Annotated in this window: 17 protein-coding genes, 1 tRNA gene and 1 pseudogene; 14 read left to right on the top strand and 5 right to left on the bottom strand. The window is 71.8% G+C overall.

Features of this window, described 5'->3' with window-relative positions; translation table 11 throughout:
- Nucleotides 1–69: 69 nt before the first annotated feature.
- The 5 genes from A5481_RS18735 (at nt 70) to A5481_RS18715 (ending at nt 3,526) form a co-directional block, all read left to right on the top strand.
- Entirely contained in the window at nt 70–840 is a 771-nt protein-coding gene (locus A5481_RS18735; RefSeq protein WP_048434719.1) for an ABC transporter ATP-binding protein, read from the top strand.
- A 23-nt stretch (nt 841–863) separates the two neighbouring features.
- The gene (locus A5481_RS18730; protein WP_048434718.1) at nt 864–1,754 is read left to right on the top strand and encodes an ABC transporter permease; all 891 of its coding nucleotides are present in this window, start codon (nt 864–866) and stop codon (nt 1,752–1,754) included.
- A gap of 71 nt (nt 1,755–1,825) precedes the next feature.
- Nucleotides 1,826–2,842: an ABC transporter substrate-binding protein gene (locus tag A5481_RS18725; RefSeq protein ID WP_064504161.1), complete on the top strand. Its 1,017-nt coding sequence runs from the start codon at nt 1,826–1,828 to the stop codon at nt 2,840–2,842.
- A 90-nt stretch (nt 2,843–2,932) separates the two neighbouring features.
- On the top strand, nt 2,933–3,151 hold the full coding sequence (locus A5481_RS18720) for a hypothetical protein (RefSeq protein ID WP_048437753.1): 219 nt from the start codon (nt 2,933–2,935) through the stop codon (nt 3,149–3,151).
- Between the two features lie 141 nt (nt 3,152–3,292).
- On the top strand, nt 3,293–3,526 hold the full coding sequence (locus A5481_RS18715; RefSeq protein WP_064504159.1) for a hypothetical protein: 234 nt from the start codon (nt 3,293–3,295) through the stop codon (nt 3,524–3,526).
- Here the strand turns inward: A5481_RS18715 and A5481_RS18710 are convergent.
- Nucleotides 3,504–3,905: a response regulator gene (locus A5481_RS18710; protein WP_064504157.1), complete on the bottom strand. Its 402-nt coding sequence runs from the start codon at nt 3,903–3,905 to the stop codon at nt 3,504–3,506. The two genes, A5481_RS18715 and A5481_RS18710, sit on opposite strands and share 23 nt — an antisense overlap.
- A 307-nt stretch (nt 3,906–4,212) precedes the next feature.
- Between A5481_RS18710 and A5481_RS18705 the strand changes: the two genes are divergently transcribed.
- Nucleotides 4,213–4,302: transfer RNA gene (locus A5481_RS18705), tRNA-Ser, on the top strand.
- A gap of 229 nt (nt 4,303–4,531) precedes the next feature.
- On the opposite strand, the pseudogene A5481_RS35940 reads toward A5481_RS18705, so the two are convergent.
- A pseudogene (locus A5481_RS35940) lies at nt 4,532–4,780 on the bottom strand (hypothetical protein); the annotation flags it as partial.
- Here A5481_RS35940 and A5481_RS35935 point away from each other — a divergent pair.
- Nucleotides 4,679–4,936 carry a hypothetical protein gene (locus tag A5481_RS35935; RefSeq protein WP_425339755.1) on the top strand — a complete coding sequence of 86 codons (258 nt, stop codon included), beginning with the start codon at nt 4,679–4,681 and terminating at the stop codon, nt 4,934–4,936. The pseudogene A5481_RS35940 and the gene A5481_RS35935 sit on opposite strands and share 102 nt — an antisense overlap.
- 63 nt (nt 4,937–4,999) lie before the next feature.
- On the opposite strand, the gene A5481_RS18695 is transcribed toward A5481_RS35935, so the two are convergent.
- Nucleotides 5,000–7,171 carry a malate synthase G gene (locus A5481_RS18695; RefSeq protein WP_048435426.1) on the bottom strand — a complete coding sequence of 724 codons (2,172 nt, stop codon included), beginning with the start codon at nt 7,169–7,171 and terminating at the stop codon, nt 5,000–5,002.
- Between the two features lie 294 nt (nt 7,172–7,465).
- On the opposite strand from A5481_RS18695, the gene A5481_RS18690 reads away from it, so the two are divergent.
- Nucleotides 7,466–8,230, top strand: coding sequence for a DUF2076 domain-containing protein (locus A5481_RS18690; RefSeq protein ID WP_048435427.1), 765 nt, complete (start codon nt 7,466–7,468; stop codon nt 8,228–8,230).
- A 201-nt stretch (nt 8,231–8,431) separates the two neighbouring features.
- Here the strand turns inward: A5481_RS18690 and A5481_RS18685 are convergent, their stop codons facing one another.
- Complete coding sequence (locus A5481_RS18685; RefSeq protein WP_064504155.1) at nt 8,432–9,373, bottom strand: L,D-transpeptidase; 942 nt, start codon at nt 9,371–9,373, stop codon at nt 8,432–8,434.
- A gap of 260 nt (nt 9,374–9,633) precedes the next feature.
- On the opposite strand from A5481_RS18685, the gene A5481_RS18680 reads away from it, so the two are divergent.
- Entirely contained in the window at nt 9,634–10,350 is a 717-nt protein-coding gene (locus tag A5481_RS18680) for a hypothetical protein (RefSeq protein ID WP_064504153.1), read from the top strand.
- Nucleotides 10,351–10,608: 258 nt separating this feature from the next.
- Here the strand turns inward: A5481_RS18680 and A5481_RS18675 are convergent, their stop codons facing one another.
- On the bottom strand, nt 10,609–11,721 hold the full coding sequence (locus tag A5481_RS18675; RefSeq protein WP_064504151.1) for a glycosyltransferase family 61 protein: 1,113 nt from the start codon (nt 11,719–11,721) through the stop codon (nt 10,609–10,611).
- Between the two features lie 152 nt (nt 11,722–11,873).
- Between A5481_RS18675 and uvrC the strand changes: the two genes are divergently transcribed.
- The 5 genes from uvrC (at nt 11,874) to A5481_RS18650 (ending at nt 18,258) form a co-directional block, all read left to right on the top strand.
- Complete coding sequence (uvrC, locus tag A5481_RS18670; protein WP_048433833.1) at nt 11,874–13,925, top strand: excinuclease ABC subunit UvrC; 2,052 nt, start codon at nt 11,874–11,876, stop codon at nt 13,923–13,925.
- A gap of 79 nt (nt 13,926–14,004) precedes the next feature.
- Nucleotides 14,005–14,604, top strand: a complete 600-nt coding sequence (pgsA, locus tag A5481_RS18665; RefSeq protein ID WP_048433832.1) for a CDP-diacylglycerol--glycerol-3-phosphate 3-phosphatidyltransferase — start codon at nt 14,005–14,007, stop codon at nt 14,602–14,604.
- 10 nt (nt 14,605–14,614) lie between these two features.
- Nucleotides 14,615–14,866, top strand: coding sequence for a molybdopterin converting factor subunit 1 (gene moaD / locus A5481_RS18660; RefSeq protein ID WP_048433831.1), 252 nt, complete (start codon nt 14,615–14,617; stop codon nt 14,864–14,866).
- A gap of 298 nt (nt 14,867–15,164) precedes the next feature.
- The gene (argC, locus tag A5481_RS18655) at nt 15,165–16,142 is read left to right on the top strand and encodes an N-acetyl-gamma-glutamyl-phosphate reductase (protein WP_048433830.1); all 978 of its coding nucleotides are present in this window, start codon (nt 15,165–15,167) and stop codon (nt 16,140–16,142) included.
- Between the two features lie 181 nt (nt 16,143–16,323).
- Nucleotides 16,324–18,258, top strand: coding sequence for a sigma-54-dependent Fis family transcriptional regulator (locus A5481_RS18650; RefSeq protein WP_245238797.1), 1,935 nt, complete (start codon nt 16,324–16,326; stop codon nt 18,256–18,258).
- Nucleotides 18,259–18,345: the final 87 nt, after the last annotated feature.

Here is an 18,345-nt window from a genome sequence, read left to right as displayed (position 1 = left end):
GAAGGCTACCCCACGCTCCAAGGCCCGGCCAAGCGGGCAATCGCGACGGACGAACGGGGAGGACACGCCATGAACGCACGCCCGACACTCATCCCGGAGCCGCTGCTCTCGGTCGAGGGCGTCACGCTCCAGTACAAGACCACCGACCACCTCGTGACCGCGACCTACCGGGTCGATTTCGAGGTGATGCCGGGCGACCGCTACATCCTGCTCGGGCCGTCGGGCTGCGGCAAGTCCACCCTGCTCAAGGCGATCGGCGGCTACATGACCCCGGTCGAGGGCGAGATCAAGCTCAAGGGCCGCAAGGTCACCGAGCCCGGCCCCGACCGGATGATGGTGTTCCAGGAATTCGACCAGCTCCTGCCCTGGAAGACCGTCAAGCAGAACGTCGCCTTCGCGCTGACCGCGAGCGGCCGGGCCAGCGGCGCGGAAGCGATGGACCGGGCGATGGCCTACATCGAGAAGGTGGGCCTCGCGAAGTTCGCCGATTCCTTTCCCCACATGCTGTCGGGCGGCATGAAGCAGCGCGTCGCCATCGCCCGCGGCATGGCGATGGAGCCCGACATCCTGCTGATGGACGAGCCCTTCGCGGCGCTCGACGCGCTCACCCGCCGCAAGATGCAGGACGAGCTCCTGCGCCTGTGGGAGGACACCCGCTTCACCGTCCTGTTCGTCACCCACTCGATCGAGGAGGCGATCAAGGTCGGCACCCGCATCCTGCTGCTCTCGCCCCATCCGGGCCAGGTCAAGGCGGAGCTCAACAGCCTGCCGGCCTCCGAGCTCGGCACCGCCGCGCAGGGCGCCCTCGAGACCCGCATCAACGACATGCTGTTCGCCTGACAAGACGACCCGGGAGACACGCCGTGACCGCCACCCTCGCCCCCCTCTCCACCCCGCCGCTGGTCCAGCGGCCCGAGATCGTCCGCGAGACCTCCGCCGCCGGCGCGATCAGCGTCGAGCAGCGCCTGTCCTTCGCCGAGCTCGCCTATCGCCAGAGCTGGCTGCGCAAGGCCCTGGTGCTCGCCGTCCTGGCGGCGGCCTGGGAGGCCTACGGCCGCTGGCTCGACAACCCGCTGCTGTTCCCGACCTTCTCGGCCACCGTCGAGGCCTTCGCCGCCGCGATCCTGAGCGGCGAGATCCCCGCCAAGGCGCTGGTCTCGCTCCAGACCCTCGCCATCGGCTACGGCATCGGCATCGTGCTGGCAGCCCTGCTGACCACCCTCGCCATCGGCTCGCGGATCGGCACCGACCTGCTCGAGACGCTGACCGCGATGTTCAATCCCCTGCCGGCGATCGCGCTGCTGCCGCTGGCGCTGATCTGGTTCGGCCTCGGCCAGGGCAGCGTGGTGTTCGTCCTCGTCCACTCGGTGCTGTGGGCGATCGCGCTCAACACCCATGCGGGCTTCCGCTCGGTCTCGAACACCCTCAGGATGGTCGGGCTGAACTACGGCCTGCGCAACCTCGCCCTGGTGCGGGCGATCCTGATCCCGGCGGCCTTCCCCTCGATCCTCACCGGCCTCAAGGTCGGCTGGGCCTTCGCCTGGCGCACCCTGATCGCCGCGGAGCTGGTCTTCGGCGTCTCCTCGGGCTCGGGCGGGCTCGGCTGGTACATCTTCGAGAACCGCAACGCACTCGAGACCACCAACGTCTTCGCCGGCCTGTTCACCGTCATCATGATCGGCCTCTTCGTCGAGAACGTGATCTTCGCCAACATCGAGAAGAAGACGATCCGCCGCTGGGGCATGCAGCACTAAAAAGAAGCGATCGCCCCCTGGACCGCGCACGGTCCGGGGGGCATGAACGACGAAAACGGGAGGATCGATCCATGTTCGCACGCAAGCTCCTCGGCCTCGCGGCCGGCGCTGCCCTGGCCTTGTCCCTCGGCCTCGCCCCGGCCCGCGCCGAGGTGTCCGAGGTCCGCATCTCCAAGGGCTACGGCGTCCTCTACCTGCCGCTCTTCGTGATGCAGGAGAAGAAGTTCCTGGAATCCCAGGCCGCCAAGGCGGGCCTCGGCGACGTCAAGGTGAGCTGGCTCACGCTCGACGGCGGCAACGTCATCAACGATGCGATGATCGCCGGCTCGCTCGACATCGCCGGCACCGGCGCCCCCGGCTTCCTCGCCCTGTGGTCGAAAGGCCGCGGCAGCCCAAAGACCGAGGTGATCGGCATCTCGGGCATGTCGACGACGGCCCTCGACCTCAACGTCAACAAGCCGGAGATCAAGTCGCTCGCCGACTTCACCCCGAAGGACAAGATCGCGATTCCCGGCATCAAGACCTCGCTCGCCGCGGTGGTGCTGCAGATGGCGGTGGCGAAGCAATTCGGGCCCGAGAACTACGCCAAGCTCGATTCGAGCACCGTCGGCCTGCCCCACCCGGAGGCGGTCGCCGCGCTGCTCTCGGGCAAGACCGAGATCGTCGGCCACTTCGCCTCGCCGCCCTTCACCAACGTCGAGCGCGCCGACCCGAAGATCCGCACGATCCTCAAGGCCTCGCAGGTCTTCGGCGACATCACCCTCGACGTGGTGTTCGCGCTCAAGCGCTTCACCGAGGCGAACCCGAAGGTCACGCAGGCCTTCCTCGCCGCCCTCGACGAATCGTGCGAGTTCATCAAGACCAACAAGGCCGAGACCGCCGAGATCTTCGCCCGCGCCTCGAAGGTGAAGGTGGCGCCCCAGGAGGTCGCGCAGATCCTCGACGACCCGGACAGCCGGTTCTCGGCAACGCCGCACGGCATCATGGAGTTCGTGACCTTCATGAACCGGGCCGGCATCATGAAGACCAAGCCGACGAGCTGGCAGGACCTGTTCATCCCGGCCCTGCGCGACCGCGCCGGCAGCTGATCCGCCGCCGCCCCCGACCGGCCCCGCCGCGCACCTGCACGGCGGGGCTTTTTTACGTTTGGTTAAGCATGTCGTCGCCTCATGCGGCCCATGCCGACTCACGCGACGACGACCCGCCCCACACCCCCGCGTCCCGCCGCCGATCCGCTCGGCGATGCCCGCGACCTCCAGGCCAGCATCGCGGCCTTGCGGCTCCTGCTGCGCGCCCAGAGCCGCCAGCTCGAGGCCCTGGAGCGCCGCCTGTCGCCGGCCGGCAGCCCGGCCGAGACCGGGGCGCGGCGCCTGCGCGCCCTGAAGGCCGGCGCCTGAGGCGGGGGCGCCGCCGCAACCCGAGAGTGCAGTTTCGCCGGTCGTGCACGTCGGTGACCAGGCCGTAACCTTGATCGAGTCCCGAATGGACCACGCCCCCCTGCCCGGCGTTATCCGGTTGACAGTGAGAGGAGAGGAAGCGTGGACACCTGCAGCGGGACGCCCGTCAGCCTGACCCTGGGTCGACGCAGGATCGAGGGTGTCCTGCGCGCCGTCGGCGAGTTCGTCGACATGCCCGAGGCGCCCGGGACCCCGGGGCGCCGGTTGCGCAACCTGATCCTCGATTTCGGGCCGGCCTGCGCCCCGGTCGAGGTCTGGCTCGCCGAGCCGGAACCCCTCGGCCCGCCCGCCCCTACCGCTTCATCAAGGTCCTGAGCACCTCCAGGATGTCGTCGCCGCGGCAGGGCCGGGCGACGAAGCGGGCATGGGACGGCATCCGCTCCGGATCGGGCTTGGTGCGGCCCGACACCACGACGATCGGCAGGTCGGGCCGCATCTGGGCCGCCGTGCGGGCGAGGTCGAAGCCGTCGGTCTTGCCGGAGAGCTCGACATCCGTGATCAGCGCGACGATGTCGCTCCGCCCGGTCAGCAGGCCGAGTGCCCGCTCGGCGGAGGCCGATTGCAGCGCCTCGAATCCGGCGGCGTCCAGCACGTCGCTGAGATCCATGATCGTCAGCGCCTCGTCCTCGACCACCAGGATCACGGGCCGCTCGCCGTCCTGGGCGTCCTTGGCATTCACGGTGTCGTTGTCCACGTCGCCTGTCCTTGCCGGTCGGGCCCATCCGGAGCGCCCGCCCGGGAGCGGCGCGGCCGAAGGGGCGGTGTCGCGTTGTCGGGCGGCCGGTCACGGCCGACCGGCGCCCACGCGCCGGCCGATGATCGAAACGGCCGATACCCTGCACCGGTTGCAGCGACGCCCCGCCCCGCCGCCGTGATTTCGCGGCCGCGCCGCGCCCTGAATCGACGAACCCGGCGATCTCGCGCTTGCGCCGCGGCCCGCGCCCCGCTAGAGGACGGCACCTGACCGGCACGGGCGCTCCGCCGCCCCGCCGATCTGGCCCGGAGAGGTGGCCGAGTGGTTGAAGGCGCACGCCTGGAACGCGTGTATACGGGCAACCGTATCGAGGGTTCGAATCCCTCTCTCTCCGCCAAATTCAGAGATCAGGTCGCGTCGGCGCCTTTCTGACCGCGGCCGATCCAAGAGCTGTCCTGCGTGATCGCGGCCTGGTCCATGCACAGGCATGTCGGTCGAGCGCGACGCCGGTATCCGTCCGGAAGCACAGCGAACTCGAACGACACGACCTGCAGCATCCCGTGCCGTCGTCTTTCTCGGCGACCAGGATCGCCGGGTGTCGGTGCCGTCGAGGAGATGGTGTCGGAGGCGGGCAGGTGCAGGGCGGGCAGGATCGTCCCCCCGTCGCCCCGCCCCTGGATCGCGCCTCGCACGGGCAAGTCCGGGACCGCCCTCGCCTCGCCCGTCCCCCTTCCCCGATGGTGGCCGAACCGGCGTGCGCCAGCGGCGTGCTGGTGGGCCCGCACCTCCGTCGCGTCCACGACGTGCAGGTCCCGCTCGAGGTCGCCGCGGGCATCCGCCTGCGCTTGCCGGACGGCGCGATCCACGATGCCTGCAACCGGCCCGAGGGCGCCACGCCCTTCGACACGCACGAGGCCCGCAACTGGATCGTCCAGGCCGACGGAGAGCCCTATTGCCCGCCCTGGATCCGCGACCGCGTCCCCGAGGACGAGACCGAGGGCCTGCGCGTCGTCGGCGCCCGCTCGGCCTGATGCTGCCGCGTCCGGGTCGGAAGGAGCGCCCGGCCTTCAGCCGGACGCTCCCCCCTTGACGCCTCAGGCAGGCGCGCCCGCGGCCTTCGCCTCGCGGCGGCGCGCATGCAGCACGTACTCGGTGTAGCCGTTGGGCTGGACGCGGCCCTTGAACACCAGGTCGCAGGCAGCCTGGAAGGCGGAGCCGTCGAAGCCGGGCGCCATCGGGCGGTAGAGCGGGTCGCCGGCATTCTGGCGGTCCACCACCTTTGCCATGCGCTTCATCGTCTCCATCACCTGGTCCTGCGAGACCACGCCGTGGTGCAGCCAGTTGGCGATGTGCTGGGACGAGATCCGCAGGGTCGCGCGATCCTCCATCAGGGCGACGTCGTGGATGTCCGGCACCTTGGAGCAGCCGACGCCCTGGTCGATCCAGCGCACGACGTAGCCCAGGATGCTCTGGACGTTGTTGTCGATCTCCTGCTGGACGTCGTCGGGGGCGAAGTTCGAGCGGGCGAGCGGGATCTGCAGGATCTCGTCGAGGGCCGAGCGCGGCCGGCGCGCCAGCTCCTGCTGGCGGGCCTTCACGTCGGTCTCGTGGTAGTGCAGCGCGTGCAGCGTCGCGGCGGTCGGCGAGGGCACCCAGGCGGTCGAGGCGCCGGCCTTCGGATGGGCGCCCTTCTGCATCAGCATGTCGGCCATGGCGTCGGGCGCCGCCCACATGCCCTTGCCGATCTGCGCCCGGCCGAGCAGGCCGCAGGCCAGACCCACGTCGACGTTGTTCTCCTCGTAGCCCTTGATCCAGGGCGTGCCCTTCATGTCGTTCTTGCGGATGACCGGGCCGGCCTCCATCGCGGTGTGGATCTCGTCGCCGGTGCGGTCGAGGAAGCCGGTATTGATGAACACCACCCGCTCGGACGCCGCCCTGATGCAGGCGGCGAGGTTGACCGTGGTGCGGCGCTCCTCGTCCATGATGCCCATCTTGAGGGTGTTGGGCTTCAAGCCCAGCATCGCCTCGACGCGGGTGAACAGCTCGACCGCGAAGGCGACCTCCTCGGGTCCGTGCATCTTCGGCTTGACGATGTAGACCGAGCCGCGGCGGCTGTTGCGGAGGCCCGTGCTCCTGAGGTCGTGGATCGCGATCAGCGCGGTCACGGCGGCGTCCAGGATGCCCTCCGGCACCTCCGCCCCGCTCTCGTCCAGCACCGCGTCGGTGAACATGTGGTGGCCGACATTGCGCACCAGCATCAGGGAGCGGCCGGGCACGGTCACCTCGCCCGTGCCGTCCGGCGCGGTGTAGGTGCGGTCGGGGTTGAGCTTGCGCTCGAAGCGCTTACCGTCCTTCTCGACCGCGGCCGAGAGCGTGCCGTTCATCAGGCCGAGCCAGTTGCGGTAGACCACGACCTTGTCGTCGGCATCGACCGCCGCGACCGAATCCTCGAGGTCCATGATGGTCGAGACCGCCGACTCGATCACGATGTCGGCGACGCCCGAGGCGTCGAAGCGGCCGATCCGGTGGGTGCGGTCGAGCACGATCTCGGCGTGCAGGCCGTTGTGGCGCAGCAGCAGCGCCGTCGGCGAACCGGCCTTGCCGCGGTAGCCCGCGAAGGCGTCGGGCCGGGCGAGCGGGATGGTGTCGCCGGTATTCATGTTGCCGACGAGCTGGCCGCCCTCGACCGCGTAGGTCACGACGTCGGCGTGGCGGCCGCCGGCGAGCGGCATGTTGCGGTCGAGGAAGGCGCGGGCGCGGGCCACCACCCGGGCGCCGCGGGTGCGGTTGTAGCCCCCGCCCCGGGTCGCGCCGCCCTCCTCCGACACCGCGTCGGTGCCGTAGAGCGCGTCGTAGAGCGAGCCCCAGCGGGCATTGGCGGCGTTGAGCGCGTAGCGGGCGTTCGAGGTCGGAACCACGAGCTGCGGGCCGGCGATCGTCGCGATCTCGTCGTCGACGTTCTCGGTGCGGACCTGGACCGGGCCGGGATCGGGCAGGAGGTAGCCGATCTCGGTGAGGAAGGCCTTGTAGGCGGCCTCGTCGACCGGCTTGCCGATCCGCTCGCGGTGCCAGGCGTCGATGCGCGCCTGCAGGGCGTCGCGGGTCTCGAGCAGGGCGCGGTTGCGGGGGCTCAGGTCGCGCACGATGGCCGAAAGGCCGGTCCAGAACGCCTCCGGGGCGATCCCGGTGCCCGGCAGGGCTTCGTTCACCACGAAATCGTGCAGCACGGATGCCACCGACACGCCGCCGACCGTCTTGCGATCCATGTTCTTTCCTCCCGCCGGCCCCGCGCACGGGCCGCGTCGCGGCTCCCCTTAACAGGGGTTGCGGGCGCCAGAAAGTCGGGGTTGCGCCGGCACGATGCGGCAATCCCGCCCCGGACGCGGCGGGGATGCCGGCGGGCCCGCGCAGGATGAGGAGACCTGTCGAAAACGTCATGCAGGGTATGGGCGAAAATGCTCCGCTCGCGCGTTGCCTCCCCGTGACAAACGCCGGCCCCCCTCCCATCTCGTGGGCGCCGGGCCGGGCCCGCCCGCCGGCCATCGAAGGAGTACGGCTCCATGAACAGCGAAGAACGCGACGTCATCAACGGCATATTCCAGCGACTGGAGCAGGCCGCGCAGCAGCCCCGCGATGCCGACGCGGAGCGCTTCATCGCCGACAAGATCCGCGCCCAGCCCTACGCGCCCTACGCGATGGCCCAGCTCGTCTACGTGCAGGAGGAGGCGATCAAGAGCCTCAACCAGCAGCTCGAGCAGGCCCGCGCCGAGGCCCAGCGCGCCGGCCAGGGCGCGGGCGCCGGCCAGGGTTCGGGCGGCGGCGGCTTCTTCTCCAGCATCTTCGGCGGCGGCTCGCGGCCCGAGCCGCAGCAGCAACCGCCGCGCGGCGGCGCCTGGGGCAACCAGGGCGGCGGCTACGGTCAGCAGCAGCCGGGTTACGGGCAGCAGCCCGGCTACCCGCCGCAGCAGCCGGGCTACGCCCCGCAGCAGGGCGGTCCGTGGGGCGGCCAGCCGCAGGCGCCGCAGCAGCGCGGCGGCGGCTTCCTCGCCACCGCCCTGCCGATGGCGGCGGGCGCGGCGGGCGGCATGCTGCTCGGCAGCGCGCTCAGCAACGCCTTCGCGGGCGGCCACTCGTCGCTCGGCAGCATGGCGGGCCTCGGCGGCGCCGGCATGGGCGGCGGCGAGACGGTGGTCGAGAACAACTACTTCGGCAACCAGGGCGGCAGCGAGGATTTCGGCGCACCGCTCGGCGGCGACGATGCCGGCTTCCAGGACGCCTCGTTCGACGGCGACGGGGGCGATGGCGGCAGCGACGACTGGGTCTGACCCGGCACTCGCACGCGACGTCGTGAACGTCCGATACCGCAGCGCCTTCGAGCAGATCGGTTCGAAGGCGCCGGCTGAGCCCGCGAGGTCTCCATCTCCCGGCGCCGATGCGCCGGATGCCCCGGCGTCGACGTGCTGATGCCACGACGCGAAAGCACGACAGGCCCCGCCGCGGCAGCGCGGCGGGGCCTGTTGCCAACGTCACATCACCATCACGCGGGCGCCGACCGGCACGCGCTCGTAGAGGTCCATCACGTCCTCGTTCATCATCCGGATGCAGCCCGAGGAAACGGACTGGCCGATCGTGTGCGGCTCGTTGGTGCCGTGGATGCGGTAGAGCGATGAGCCGAGATAGAGGGCGCGGGCGCCGAGCGGGTTCGAGGGACCGCCGGCCATGTGGCGCGGCAGGTCCGGACGCCGGCGCAGCATCTCGGCCGGCGGGGTCCAGTCCGGCCATTCGCGCTTGGCGCTGACCGTCTTCATCCCCGACCAGGCGAAGCCCGGCCGGCCGACGCCGATGCCGTAGCGCAGGGCCCGGCCTCCGGGCTGGACGAGGTAGAGGAAGCGCGACGGCGTGTCGATCACGACGGTGCCGGGCCGCTGCCCGCCGTCGTAGGCGACTTCCTGGCGCTGGAAGCGCGGGTCCATCGCGCGGCCGATCCCCTCCTCCCGGGCCTCCGGGACGGGCATCGGGGCACGACCGGCGCCGGGCGTCTCGAACGGGTCGGCATAGGCCTGCCGGCCGGGATACGGCTGCGCCGGGTAGGCCTGGGGTGCGTATGTCCGGGCCGGCACCGGGTCGCCGGAATGCAGGGCCTGCCCGGCGACGTCCGGCGCGTAGCCGACCTGGGCGCCGGAATAGCCCGCGGCGGCGTAGCCGGCGGTACGGGCATAGGTCGGCCGCGGCCCGTAGGCATCGGCGGGGTAGCCGGAGCGGCCGTAGCCGCGGCCAGGCAGGATCGTGCCGTCGGCCGCGACCGGTGCGGGGCGCAGGGGCCGGGCCGCGGCCGCCGGATCCTGCCCGGTCATCAGGAACTCGATGAAGCCGCCGCCATAGCCACCCGGCGCACCCTGAGCCAGCGCCGGCCCCGCCCCGAGACCCGCCGCGACCGCCCCGGCCAGCACCACCCCGCGCAACACCATCGCACCCGTCCCCGAACCTCTGGCCCGGCGGAAGGCCGGCTCCCCGCGAAGAGAGCAGGCCGGCCGGCATCGGGCGGTGAAGGAACGTGGTGACCATTCGGCTAAAGCCTTGCGGCGAATCGTTAATCCGCCCGCATCGTGAATCCTTCGTCACCGCGACCGCCGGATGCGGCAGGCATTCAGCAATTCGCAATCAATCCCGGAGACAGTGGCGGGGTGGGCCGTGCGATGCGGCCGCGGTTGCAGGCTCTCTCGGATCCATGAAGAACAAGCGCTTCCGCATCGAGGACAGTCTCGGCGTGTCCTACGCTCCGGTCGAGGCGGCCCCGTCGGCGCCGTCGGCCAACGACGACCGGATCTCCGAGATCCTGGCGACGGTCAACGAGCTGAAGCGGCTGACCCAGACCACGACCGGCGACGTGATCGATGCCTGCCGGCGCGAGATCACCGAGGTCTACGGGCTGCGCGACGAGCTCGACGTGATGAAGGCCGCGATCGGCCGGACCAAGCACGAGATCGCGGTGCTGCACCGCCAGGATTTCGACGGCAAGGGCGTGCGCCGGGCCGCCGGCGAGCTCGACGCGGTCGTCGACGCCACCGAGCGGGCGACCACCACCATCCTGGCCGCGGTCGAGGACATCGAGACCCACGCCTCGGTGCTGCGCTCGAGCGGCGCGCTCAAGGACCGCTCCGACGTCGACGCCATCCTCGAGCGGACCGTGGTGCTCTACGAGGCCTGCAACTTCCAGGACCTGACCGGCCAGCGCATCAGCAAGATCGTCAACGTGCTGAAGTTCGTCGAGGACCATATCGACCGGATGATCGAGGCCTGGGGCGGGCTCGACGCCTTCAAGGACCTGATGGGCGAGAGCACCGGCGTCAGCATCGACGACGAGAGCAGCCTGCTCAACGGACCGAAGCTCGACGAGGATCCGGGCCACGTCGACCAGACCGACATCGACGCGCTGTTCGACTGAGCATTATCGTCGCTCACCCTGCGCACACAGAATCGGAATTCTCCATCGTCATCCCGGGCGCGCGCAGCGGAACCCGGGATGACAGCGGAGAATGAAGCCGTGAATTTTTCCGCCTGAGAGCTTGCGCGACTTGCGTCGAAGGTTCCCCCAATTTTGTCCTCATCCCGAGGTCGTGGAGTGAGCAGAAACCCTCTTCGAAATCAATATTACAGCAGAATAGCGATATAGTCGCCATTTCATCTCGGCGCGCCAAATCGATTACTTCGGCATCGCGCCCCGCCCGACCATCCGGCCGAGCCGCGACCATGCAGCCGCCAGCGCCCCGCGCTCCCCTCCCCCCACCGCCATCCGCTCCATCCGCCGCAGCAGTCCCTCCGCCGCCGCCCGGGGGTCGGGCAGGAACTGCTGGCTGTTGAAGGCGCCGGGCTCCGTCTCCACCGTACCCGGCTGGTGCAGGTAGGCGACGGCGTTGCCGCACAGGGCGTCGACAAGCAGGAAGGTCGGGTTGATCCCGGGTCCGGCGCTCAAGGCCGCGACCCGGCGGCCGGGCGGCGCGAACAGGGCGGTGTGCAGGGCCGAGCCGAGGGAGCCCGCCAGCACCCGGCGCCGGGCGAACAGCCGGACCTGCTCGGCAAAGCCCATCGCCTCCGGGTGCAGGATCTCGACGCCCTCGCGCGCCAGGATCTCCGTCACCTCCTCCTCGTTGGCGAAGCGGCGCACGCCGCCCGCGAGCCGCGTCTTGGCGAGGTAGGCCGGGCGATCGTCGGCATCGACCTCCCCCGGCGCGTAGCAGCTGGCGCCGATCCGCAGGCACAGGTCGCGGAAGACCGTGTGGGCGAAGGCCTCCTCGCGGAAGGCCGGCTCCGGCACGACGACGCGGCGCAGCCGCACCGGCTCGTCGAAGGCGTGGATCTCCCGCACGCTCAGGCCGAGCAGGCCCAGGATGTCGACGGCGAAGCGGTAGGGCTGCCACAGCGCCTCGTGGACCGGCGCGTAGCAGAGGATCGGCGCGGCCGGCCGCGCCTCGAGGAGGGGCCAGAACCGCGGCAGGGTGGTGACGAGGAAGTGCCCGTAATGCAGGTGGGCGCCGCCGAGGAACAGGTAGGTCTCCTCCGGCGCCTCGGGCACGTCCGCCGGCAGGCCCGCGGACCACTCCGCCGGCCAGTCGGTGCGTTGCCAGGACGGCGCGTCGCCCGGCCCCCGGATATCGACGCTCGACGGGACGGCGCGGCGCGCGGCGTCGAACAGGGCCGAGGGCTGTCCCCGGGCCGTGCTGTGCGGCAGGTAGACGGCGTGCTCGATCGTGCGCACGGCCGGCAGCGCGCGCCGGAGGCGCGGGATCCGGGGCGTCCGGCAGTCGCGGAGGGTCATGCGCGGAGGGTCATGCGGCGGGCGGGGTCAAGCGGCGGGTCCTCCGGCGCGGGGGCTGACGAGGCCTTGTCGCAGCGGCCTTGTCCACGGGTGGCCTTTTAGCGCCTGGCCGCGGTCTTTCCAGCGGCCCGCTCGCCGCCTACATCGCCCTCATGAGCCGACAGCCTGGGAACGACGTGCCGCCCGACGCCCTCGACACCCTCGAGGACGACGACGAGGCGGTGGACGCCCTCGACACCGCCCCGGAGATCGATTTCGACCTCGATGCCGGCGCCGGCGCGATCCAGGCCGGCACGGCGGTGATCCGCCGGTTCTGGACCACCCTGCCGACCTCGCCGGGCGTCTACCGGATGTTCGACGCCAAGGGCGACGTGCTCTACGTCGGCAAGGCCAAGAACCTGAAGAACCGGGTCGGCTCCTACGCGCGGGGCCAGGCGCACACCAACCGCATCGCCCGGATGATCGCCGAGACGGCCTCGATGGAGTTCGTCACCACGGCGACCGAAACCGAGGCCCTGCTGCTCGAGGCCAACCTCATCAAGCAGTTGAAGCCCCGCTTCAACGTGCTGATGCGGGACGACAAGTCCCTGCCCTACATCCTGCTCACCGCCGATTCCGACGCGCCGCAGCTCGTCAAGCATCGCGGCGCGCGGCGACGGGCCGGGCACTACTACGGCCCCTTCGCCAGCGTCTGGGCGGTCAACCGCACGGTCAACGCGCTCCAGCGCGCCTTCCTCCTGCGCTCCTGCTCCGACAGCTACTTCGAGAACCGGACGCGGCCCTGCCTGCTCTACCAGATCAAGCGCTGCTCGGGCCCCTGCACCCAGGAGATCTCGGTCGAGGACTATGCCGGCCTCGCCGCGGAAGCGCGGGGGTTTCTCTCGGGCAAGTCGAATGCCGTGAAGGAGCGCATGGCCGCCGAGATGCAGGCGGCATCCGACGCCTGGGAGTTCGAGAAGGCGGCGCGCTACCGCGACCGGATCGCCGCGCTCGCCGCCATCCAGGGCGTGCAGGGCGTGAACACGCAGGGGATCGAGGAGGCCGACGTCTTCGCCCTCGACGAGCAGGCCGGGCAGTTCTGCATCGAGGTGTTCTTCTTCCGCAACTGGCAGAACTGGGGCAACCGGGCCTACTTCCCGAAGGCCGACCGCAGCATGAGCCCGGCCGAGGTGCTGGCCTCGTTCCTGGCCCAGTTCTACGACGACAAGCCGGCGCCGCGACTGGTCCTGACCTCGCACGAGATCGAGGATGCGGAACTCGTCGCCGCCGCGCTCTCGACGCGCAGCGAGAACCGGGTCGAGATCCACTGCCCGAAGCGGGCCGAGCGCAAGAACCTCGTCGACTACGCCGCCCGCAACGCCCGCGAGGCCCTGGGGCGGCGGCTTGCCGACACCGCCTCGCAGGGCAAGCTGCTGGCGGCTCTGGGCACGTCCTTCAACCTCGCCGCGGCGCCGCGGCGGATCGAGGTCTACGACAACTCCCACATCATGGGGACGAACGCCGTCGGCGCGATGATCGTCGCCGGCCCGACCGGCTTCATGAAGACCCATTACCGCACCTTCACCATCAAGTCCGAGGAGGTGAAGCCCGGCGACGATTACGGCATGATGCGCGAGGTGCTGCAGCGCCGCTTCTCGCGCCTGGTCAAGGAGCATCCCCGGACCACGGCCGAGGCCGCCCGCGCCGCCGCCGAGGGCGGGCCGGCGCGGCCTGAGCCCGCGCCCGATCCGGCCGACACCGACGCCTTCCCGGCCTGGCCCGACCTGGTGCTGGTCGACGGCGGCCGCGGCCAGCTCGAGGCGGCCCGCAAGGCCCTCGACGAGGTCGGGGTCACCGACGTGCCGCTCGTCGGCATCGCCAAGGGGCGCGATCGGGATGCGGGGCGCGAGACCTTCTTCGTGCCCGGCCAGGCGCCGTTCCGGCTGCCGCCGCGCGACCCGACGCTCTACTTCGTCCAGCGCCTGCGCGACGAGGCCCACCGCTTCGCGATCGGGGCGCACCGGGCCAAGCGCAAGCGCGAGATGGTGAAGAACCCCCTCGACGAGATTCCCGGCATCGGCCCGACGCGCAAGCGCGCGCTCCTGCACCATTTCGGGACCGTGAAGGCGATCCAGCGCGCCGCGCTCGAGGACCTCGCCCGGACGCCCGGGGTGAACGCCGCCACGGCCCGCGCCGTCTACGACTTTTTTCATGCGGATGCGTGAGTCGGGGCCGATGCGCGACGCCCCGTCCGAGACCAGATCTGTTGACGCCCCCTCCTCCCGCGTGGTTTCACCGACGGCGATGAACGTGGTCCTGCCCCGGCGCCGCTCGACGGCCCTGAACCTCGCGAACCTCCTGACCTACGGCCGCCTGGTCGCGGTCCCGGTGGTCGTGGCGCTGCTGTTCTGGCCGCAGGACGACACCGCGCGCTGGGTCGCCGTCGCGGTCTTCGTCGTCGCGGCGATCACCGACTACCTCGACGGCTACGTCGCCCGCACCTACTCGCAGAGCTCGGCGCTCGGGCGGATGCTCGACCCGATCGCCGACAAGCTCCTCGTCGCCGCGAGCCTCCTGATGCTCTGCGCTGACGGCACGATCCGCGGCTGGTCGCTCTGGGCCGCGATCGTGATCCTGTGCCGCGAGATCCTGGTCTCGGGCCTGCGCGAGTACCTGGCCGAGCTGAAGGTCGGCGTGCCGGTGAGCCGGGTCGCCAAGTGGAAGACCGCGGTGCAGCTCGTGGCGCTCGGCGTGCTGATCGCGGGTCCGGCCGGCGAGCGGGTGCTGCCCGGCAACGGCACGCTGGGCCTCGTGCTGCTGTGGCTCGCCGCCGCGCTGACGCTGTATACCGGCTACGACTACATGCGCTCCGGCATCCGCCACGTCATCGACGACGAGAGATGAGCCGCCGCCGATGAAGCTCGTCTACTTCGCCTGGGTCCGCGAGCGGATCGGCCGCCCCGAGGAGACCCTCGACCTGCCGCCGCAGGTGACCACGGTCGCCGACCTCGTCGCCTGGCTGAAGGGCCGGGGCGAGGAATACGCCTACGCCTTCGAGGCCGACGGCGTGGTGCGCGCCGCCGTCGACCGGGTCCACGCCAAGCCCGAGACGCCGCTCGCCGGCGCCGGCGAGGTGGCGTTCTTCCCGCCGATGACCGGCGGCTGAGGCGCCCCGCCGGGATCGATCGCCCCGAAGGGCGGCGGACAATCCGCTTGACGCGGCCGGGACCGGGCGACAGTGTCGCGGGGCATGATCAGGCCCGCGACCCTTTGCGACCGACGCCGACGCCGCTCCCTTCAAGCGGCGGCTTGCGGGCCTGCGCGTCGATCGGCGTCGCTCCACAGGGACTGCACCTGAACCCCGGGTGCCCCAGGACGGAGCGGCCCCTTCCCGCGTTCCCGAACCCCCGCAGCCCCCGGCTCCGGGGGTTTTCTTTTGCCCGCATCCCGGAAAGGACACACCCATGAGCATCCGCGTCGGCATCGTCGGCATCAGCGGTTTCGGCGGCGGCGAGGCGATGCGCCTGATCGCGAGCCACCCCGCCTTCGAGCTGGTCTACGCCGCCGGCGAAGGCAGCGCCGGCACGCCCCTCGTCGACCGCTTCCCCGGCCTGCCGGCAAGGCTCGCCGGGCTGGTGATCGAGAAATGGGACCCGGCGCGCCTGCCGGCGCTCGATGTGCTGTTCGCCTCGCTGCCGACGGGCGCCTCGGCCGAGGCGCTGGCGCGGGTGCCGGCGGGCGTGAAGATCGTCGATATCGGCGGCGACCACCGCTACGTCGACGGCTGGACCTACGGCCTGGCCGACATCTGGCCGGACCGGATCGCCGGGCGGAGCCGGATCGCCAATCCCGGCTGCTTCCCGGTGGCGACCCTGACCGCGCTGGCGCCGCTCCTGGCCGGCGGCCTGATCGAGCCCGGCCACATCGTGATCGACGCCAAGACCGGCATCTCCGGCGCCGGCCGGGGCGGCGGCGACAGCCGGTTCGGCTACGCCGAGAGCAACGAGAACCTGGTGCCCTACGGGCTCCTCCGGCACACCCACATGCCCGAGATGGCCGAGACGATCGAGCGGCTGAGCGGCGGCAGCGCGGCGGGGCTCGTCTTCACCCCGCACCTGGTGCCGATGACCCGCGGCCTCCTCGCCACCATCTACTGCCGCGGCCGCGCCACGACGGAGCAGTGCCTGGATGCGGCCCGGCGCTTCTATGCCGGGCGGGCCTTCGTCCGCGTCACCGACCGACCGCCGCAGACCAAGTGGGCCACCGGCTCGAACCTCGCCTTCGTCAGCTACGCGGCCGATCCGGAGCGCAACCTGGTGATCGCGATGGGCGCCGTCGACAATCTCGGCAAGGGGGCGGCCGGCCAGGCGGTGCAGAACGCGAACCTGATCTGCGGCCTGCCGGAGACCGCCGGACTGGACGGCGTCGCGCTCTGGCCGTGACGCCGGCGATCCGGCCGGCGTCACGCCGGTGAGGCACCCCTCGCATCCGGATCGCGCCCGACCCGCCCCGACGGCCGCTCCCCGGCGGAGAGGCCGCCGGACTTTCCCTGCCCGCCGGTCTCGCGCAGTATGGCGCGAGAGAGCCGGCGCACGGCTCCGGCGGAGATCCGGGAGGGACGCGGTGCGGTCTGCCGTGATGGCCCATATCGACGAGCTCGTCCGCACCGCCAGCGACGGCGGCGGCGGGCGCGACCCGCTCATCGACCAGTCGTGGCGGCGCTGCCTCGCCGAGTACCGGCTCGACCCCGCGGCGCCGCGGCGGGCCTACATCCACACCCAGGCGCGCCTGCAGGAGCACCGCGACGCCCTCGACGACCTGATCCGCGTGGCGCGGTTCGGCGTCGAGGCGCTGTACCGGCAGGTCTCTGGGCTCGGCTACGTGCTGATCCTCGCCGATGCCCGCGGCGTCGCGGTCGACTTCATCGGCGATCCCGGGCGCGACGGCGACCTGCGCCGCGCCGGCCTCTACCGCGGCTCGGACTGGAACGAGCACCTCGCCGGCACCTGCGCGGTCGGCACCTGCATCGCCACCGGCGAGGCGCTGTCGGTCCATCTCGACGACCATTTCGCCGGCGACCATATCGGGCTGACCTGCACCGCCGCCCCGGTCTACTCCGCCGACGGCACGCTCGCGGCGGTGCTCGACATCTCGGCCCTGCAATCGCCGGCGCCGAAGGCGAGCCAGCATCTCGCCCTCCAGCTCGTCACGTCCTTCGCTCACCGGATCGAGACCGCGAGCCTGCACAACGGCTTCCGGCGCGAGTGGATCCTGCACCTGTCGCGCTCGCCGGAATTCGCCGACATCGAGCCCGAGCTGGCCCTGGCGGTCGATGCCGGCGGGCGCCTCCTCGGCTTCAACAGCCGGGCGCGGGCGCTGATCGACGCCGCCCTGCACCGTCCGCGCGGGCCCGCCGAGCACCGCCGACCCGATCTCCGCCGACCCGATCTCCGCCATGCCGGGCTCGGCCTGCGCCTCGACGCGCTGTTCGAGGTCTCGGTCGACGACCTGCCGCGCTTCACCCGGGCGGTGCCGGTCGAGCGGCGCGTGCTGCGCCTGCGCGGCGGCGAGCGCTTCTACGCCCTGGCGCTGGAACCGGCCGCCGCCGCCCGGGGCGCGCGGCCGGTCGCCCCGCCGCCCGCCACCGATCCGGTCCTGCCCGTGGACGATCCCGCCCTGGCCGAGACGGCCCGGCGGGCCTCGCGGCTGTTCGCGGCCGGGGTGAGCCTCCTCGTCGGCGGCGAGACCGGCACCGGCAAGGAGTTCTTCGCGCGTGCCCTGCACCGCGCCTCTCCCCGGGCGGCCAAGCCCTTCGTGGCGGTCAATTGCGCGGCTTTGCCCGAGACCCTGATCGAGTCCGAGCTGTTCGGGCACGAGGCCGGCGCCTTCACGGGCGCGGCCGCCAAGGGCCGGGCCGGCCTGGTGCAGCAGGCCGATGGCGGGACCCTGTTCCTCGACGAGATCGGCGACATGCCGCTCCACGCCCAGACCCGCCTGCTGCGGGTCCTGGCCGAGCGCGAGGTGACGGCCGTCGGCGCCGCGAGCCCCCGGGCGGTCGACATCCGGGTGATCGCCGCGACCCATCGCGACCTCGACGCCCTGGTGCGCGAGGGGCGCTTCCGCGAGGACCTGCTGTACCGTCTCGCCGGGGCCCGGTTCACGCTGCCGTCCTTACGCGAGCGCGAGGACCTGCCCGCCCTCGTCGCCCGGCTCCTGGCGGGGCGGCCCGGCGCCCCGCGATTGTCGGGCGAGGCGGCGGCGGCGCTCCGGCGTCATGCCTGGCCCGGCAACGTCCGCGAGCTCGTCTCCGCCCTCGACTATGCCTGCGCGCTGGCCGATGGGCCGGAGATCGACCTCGACGACCTGCCGCCGACGGTGAAGGCCGGGCGCCGGGACGCCGCACCGCCGGCCCTGGCCGGGGACGATCCGCTCGAGGCGGCCCTGCGCCGGCGCGCCTGGAACGTCTCGGCGGTCGCCCGCGACCTCGGGCTCGACCGCTCGACCGTGCACCGGCGCATGCGTCGCCTCGGCCTCGTCTCGCCCAACCATGGGGGGTGACGGGGATGCCCCACCTGGAGCGGCGCCACAGGTGAGGCGCCGCAGGTGTTGCTCCCGGTCGCGCTCCGAGGGAAGGCTCGCTCCCGC

The organism is Methylobacterium platani (assembly GCF_001653715.1).
Lineage (GTDB): Bacteria > Pseudomonadota > Alphaproteobacteria > Rhizobiales > Beijerinckiaceae > Methylobacterium > Methylobacterium platani.
The sequence above is the reverse complement of the archived record's forward strand: the minus strand, read 5'-3'. Positions and strand labels throughout refer to the sequence as shown.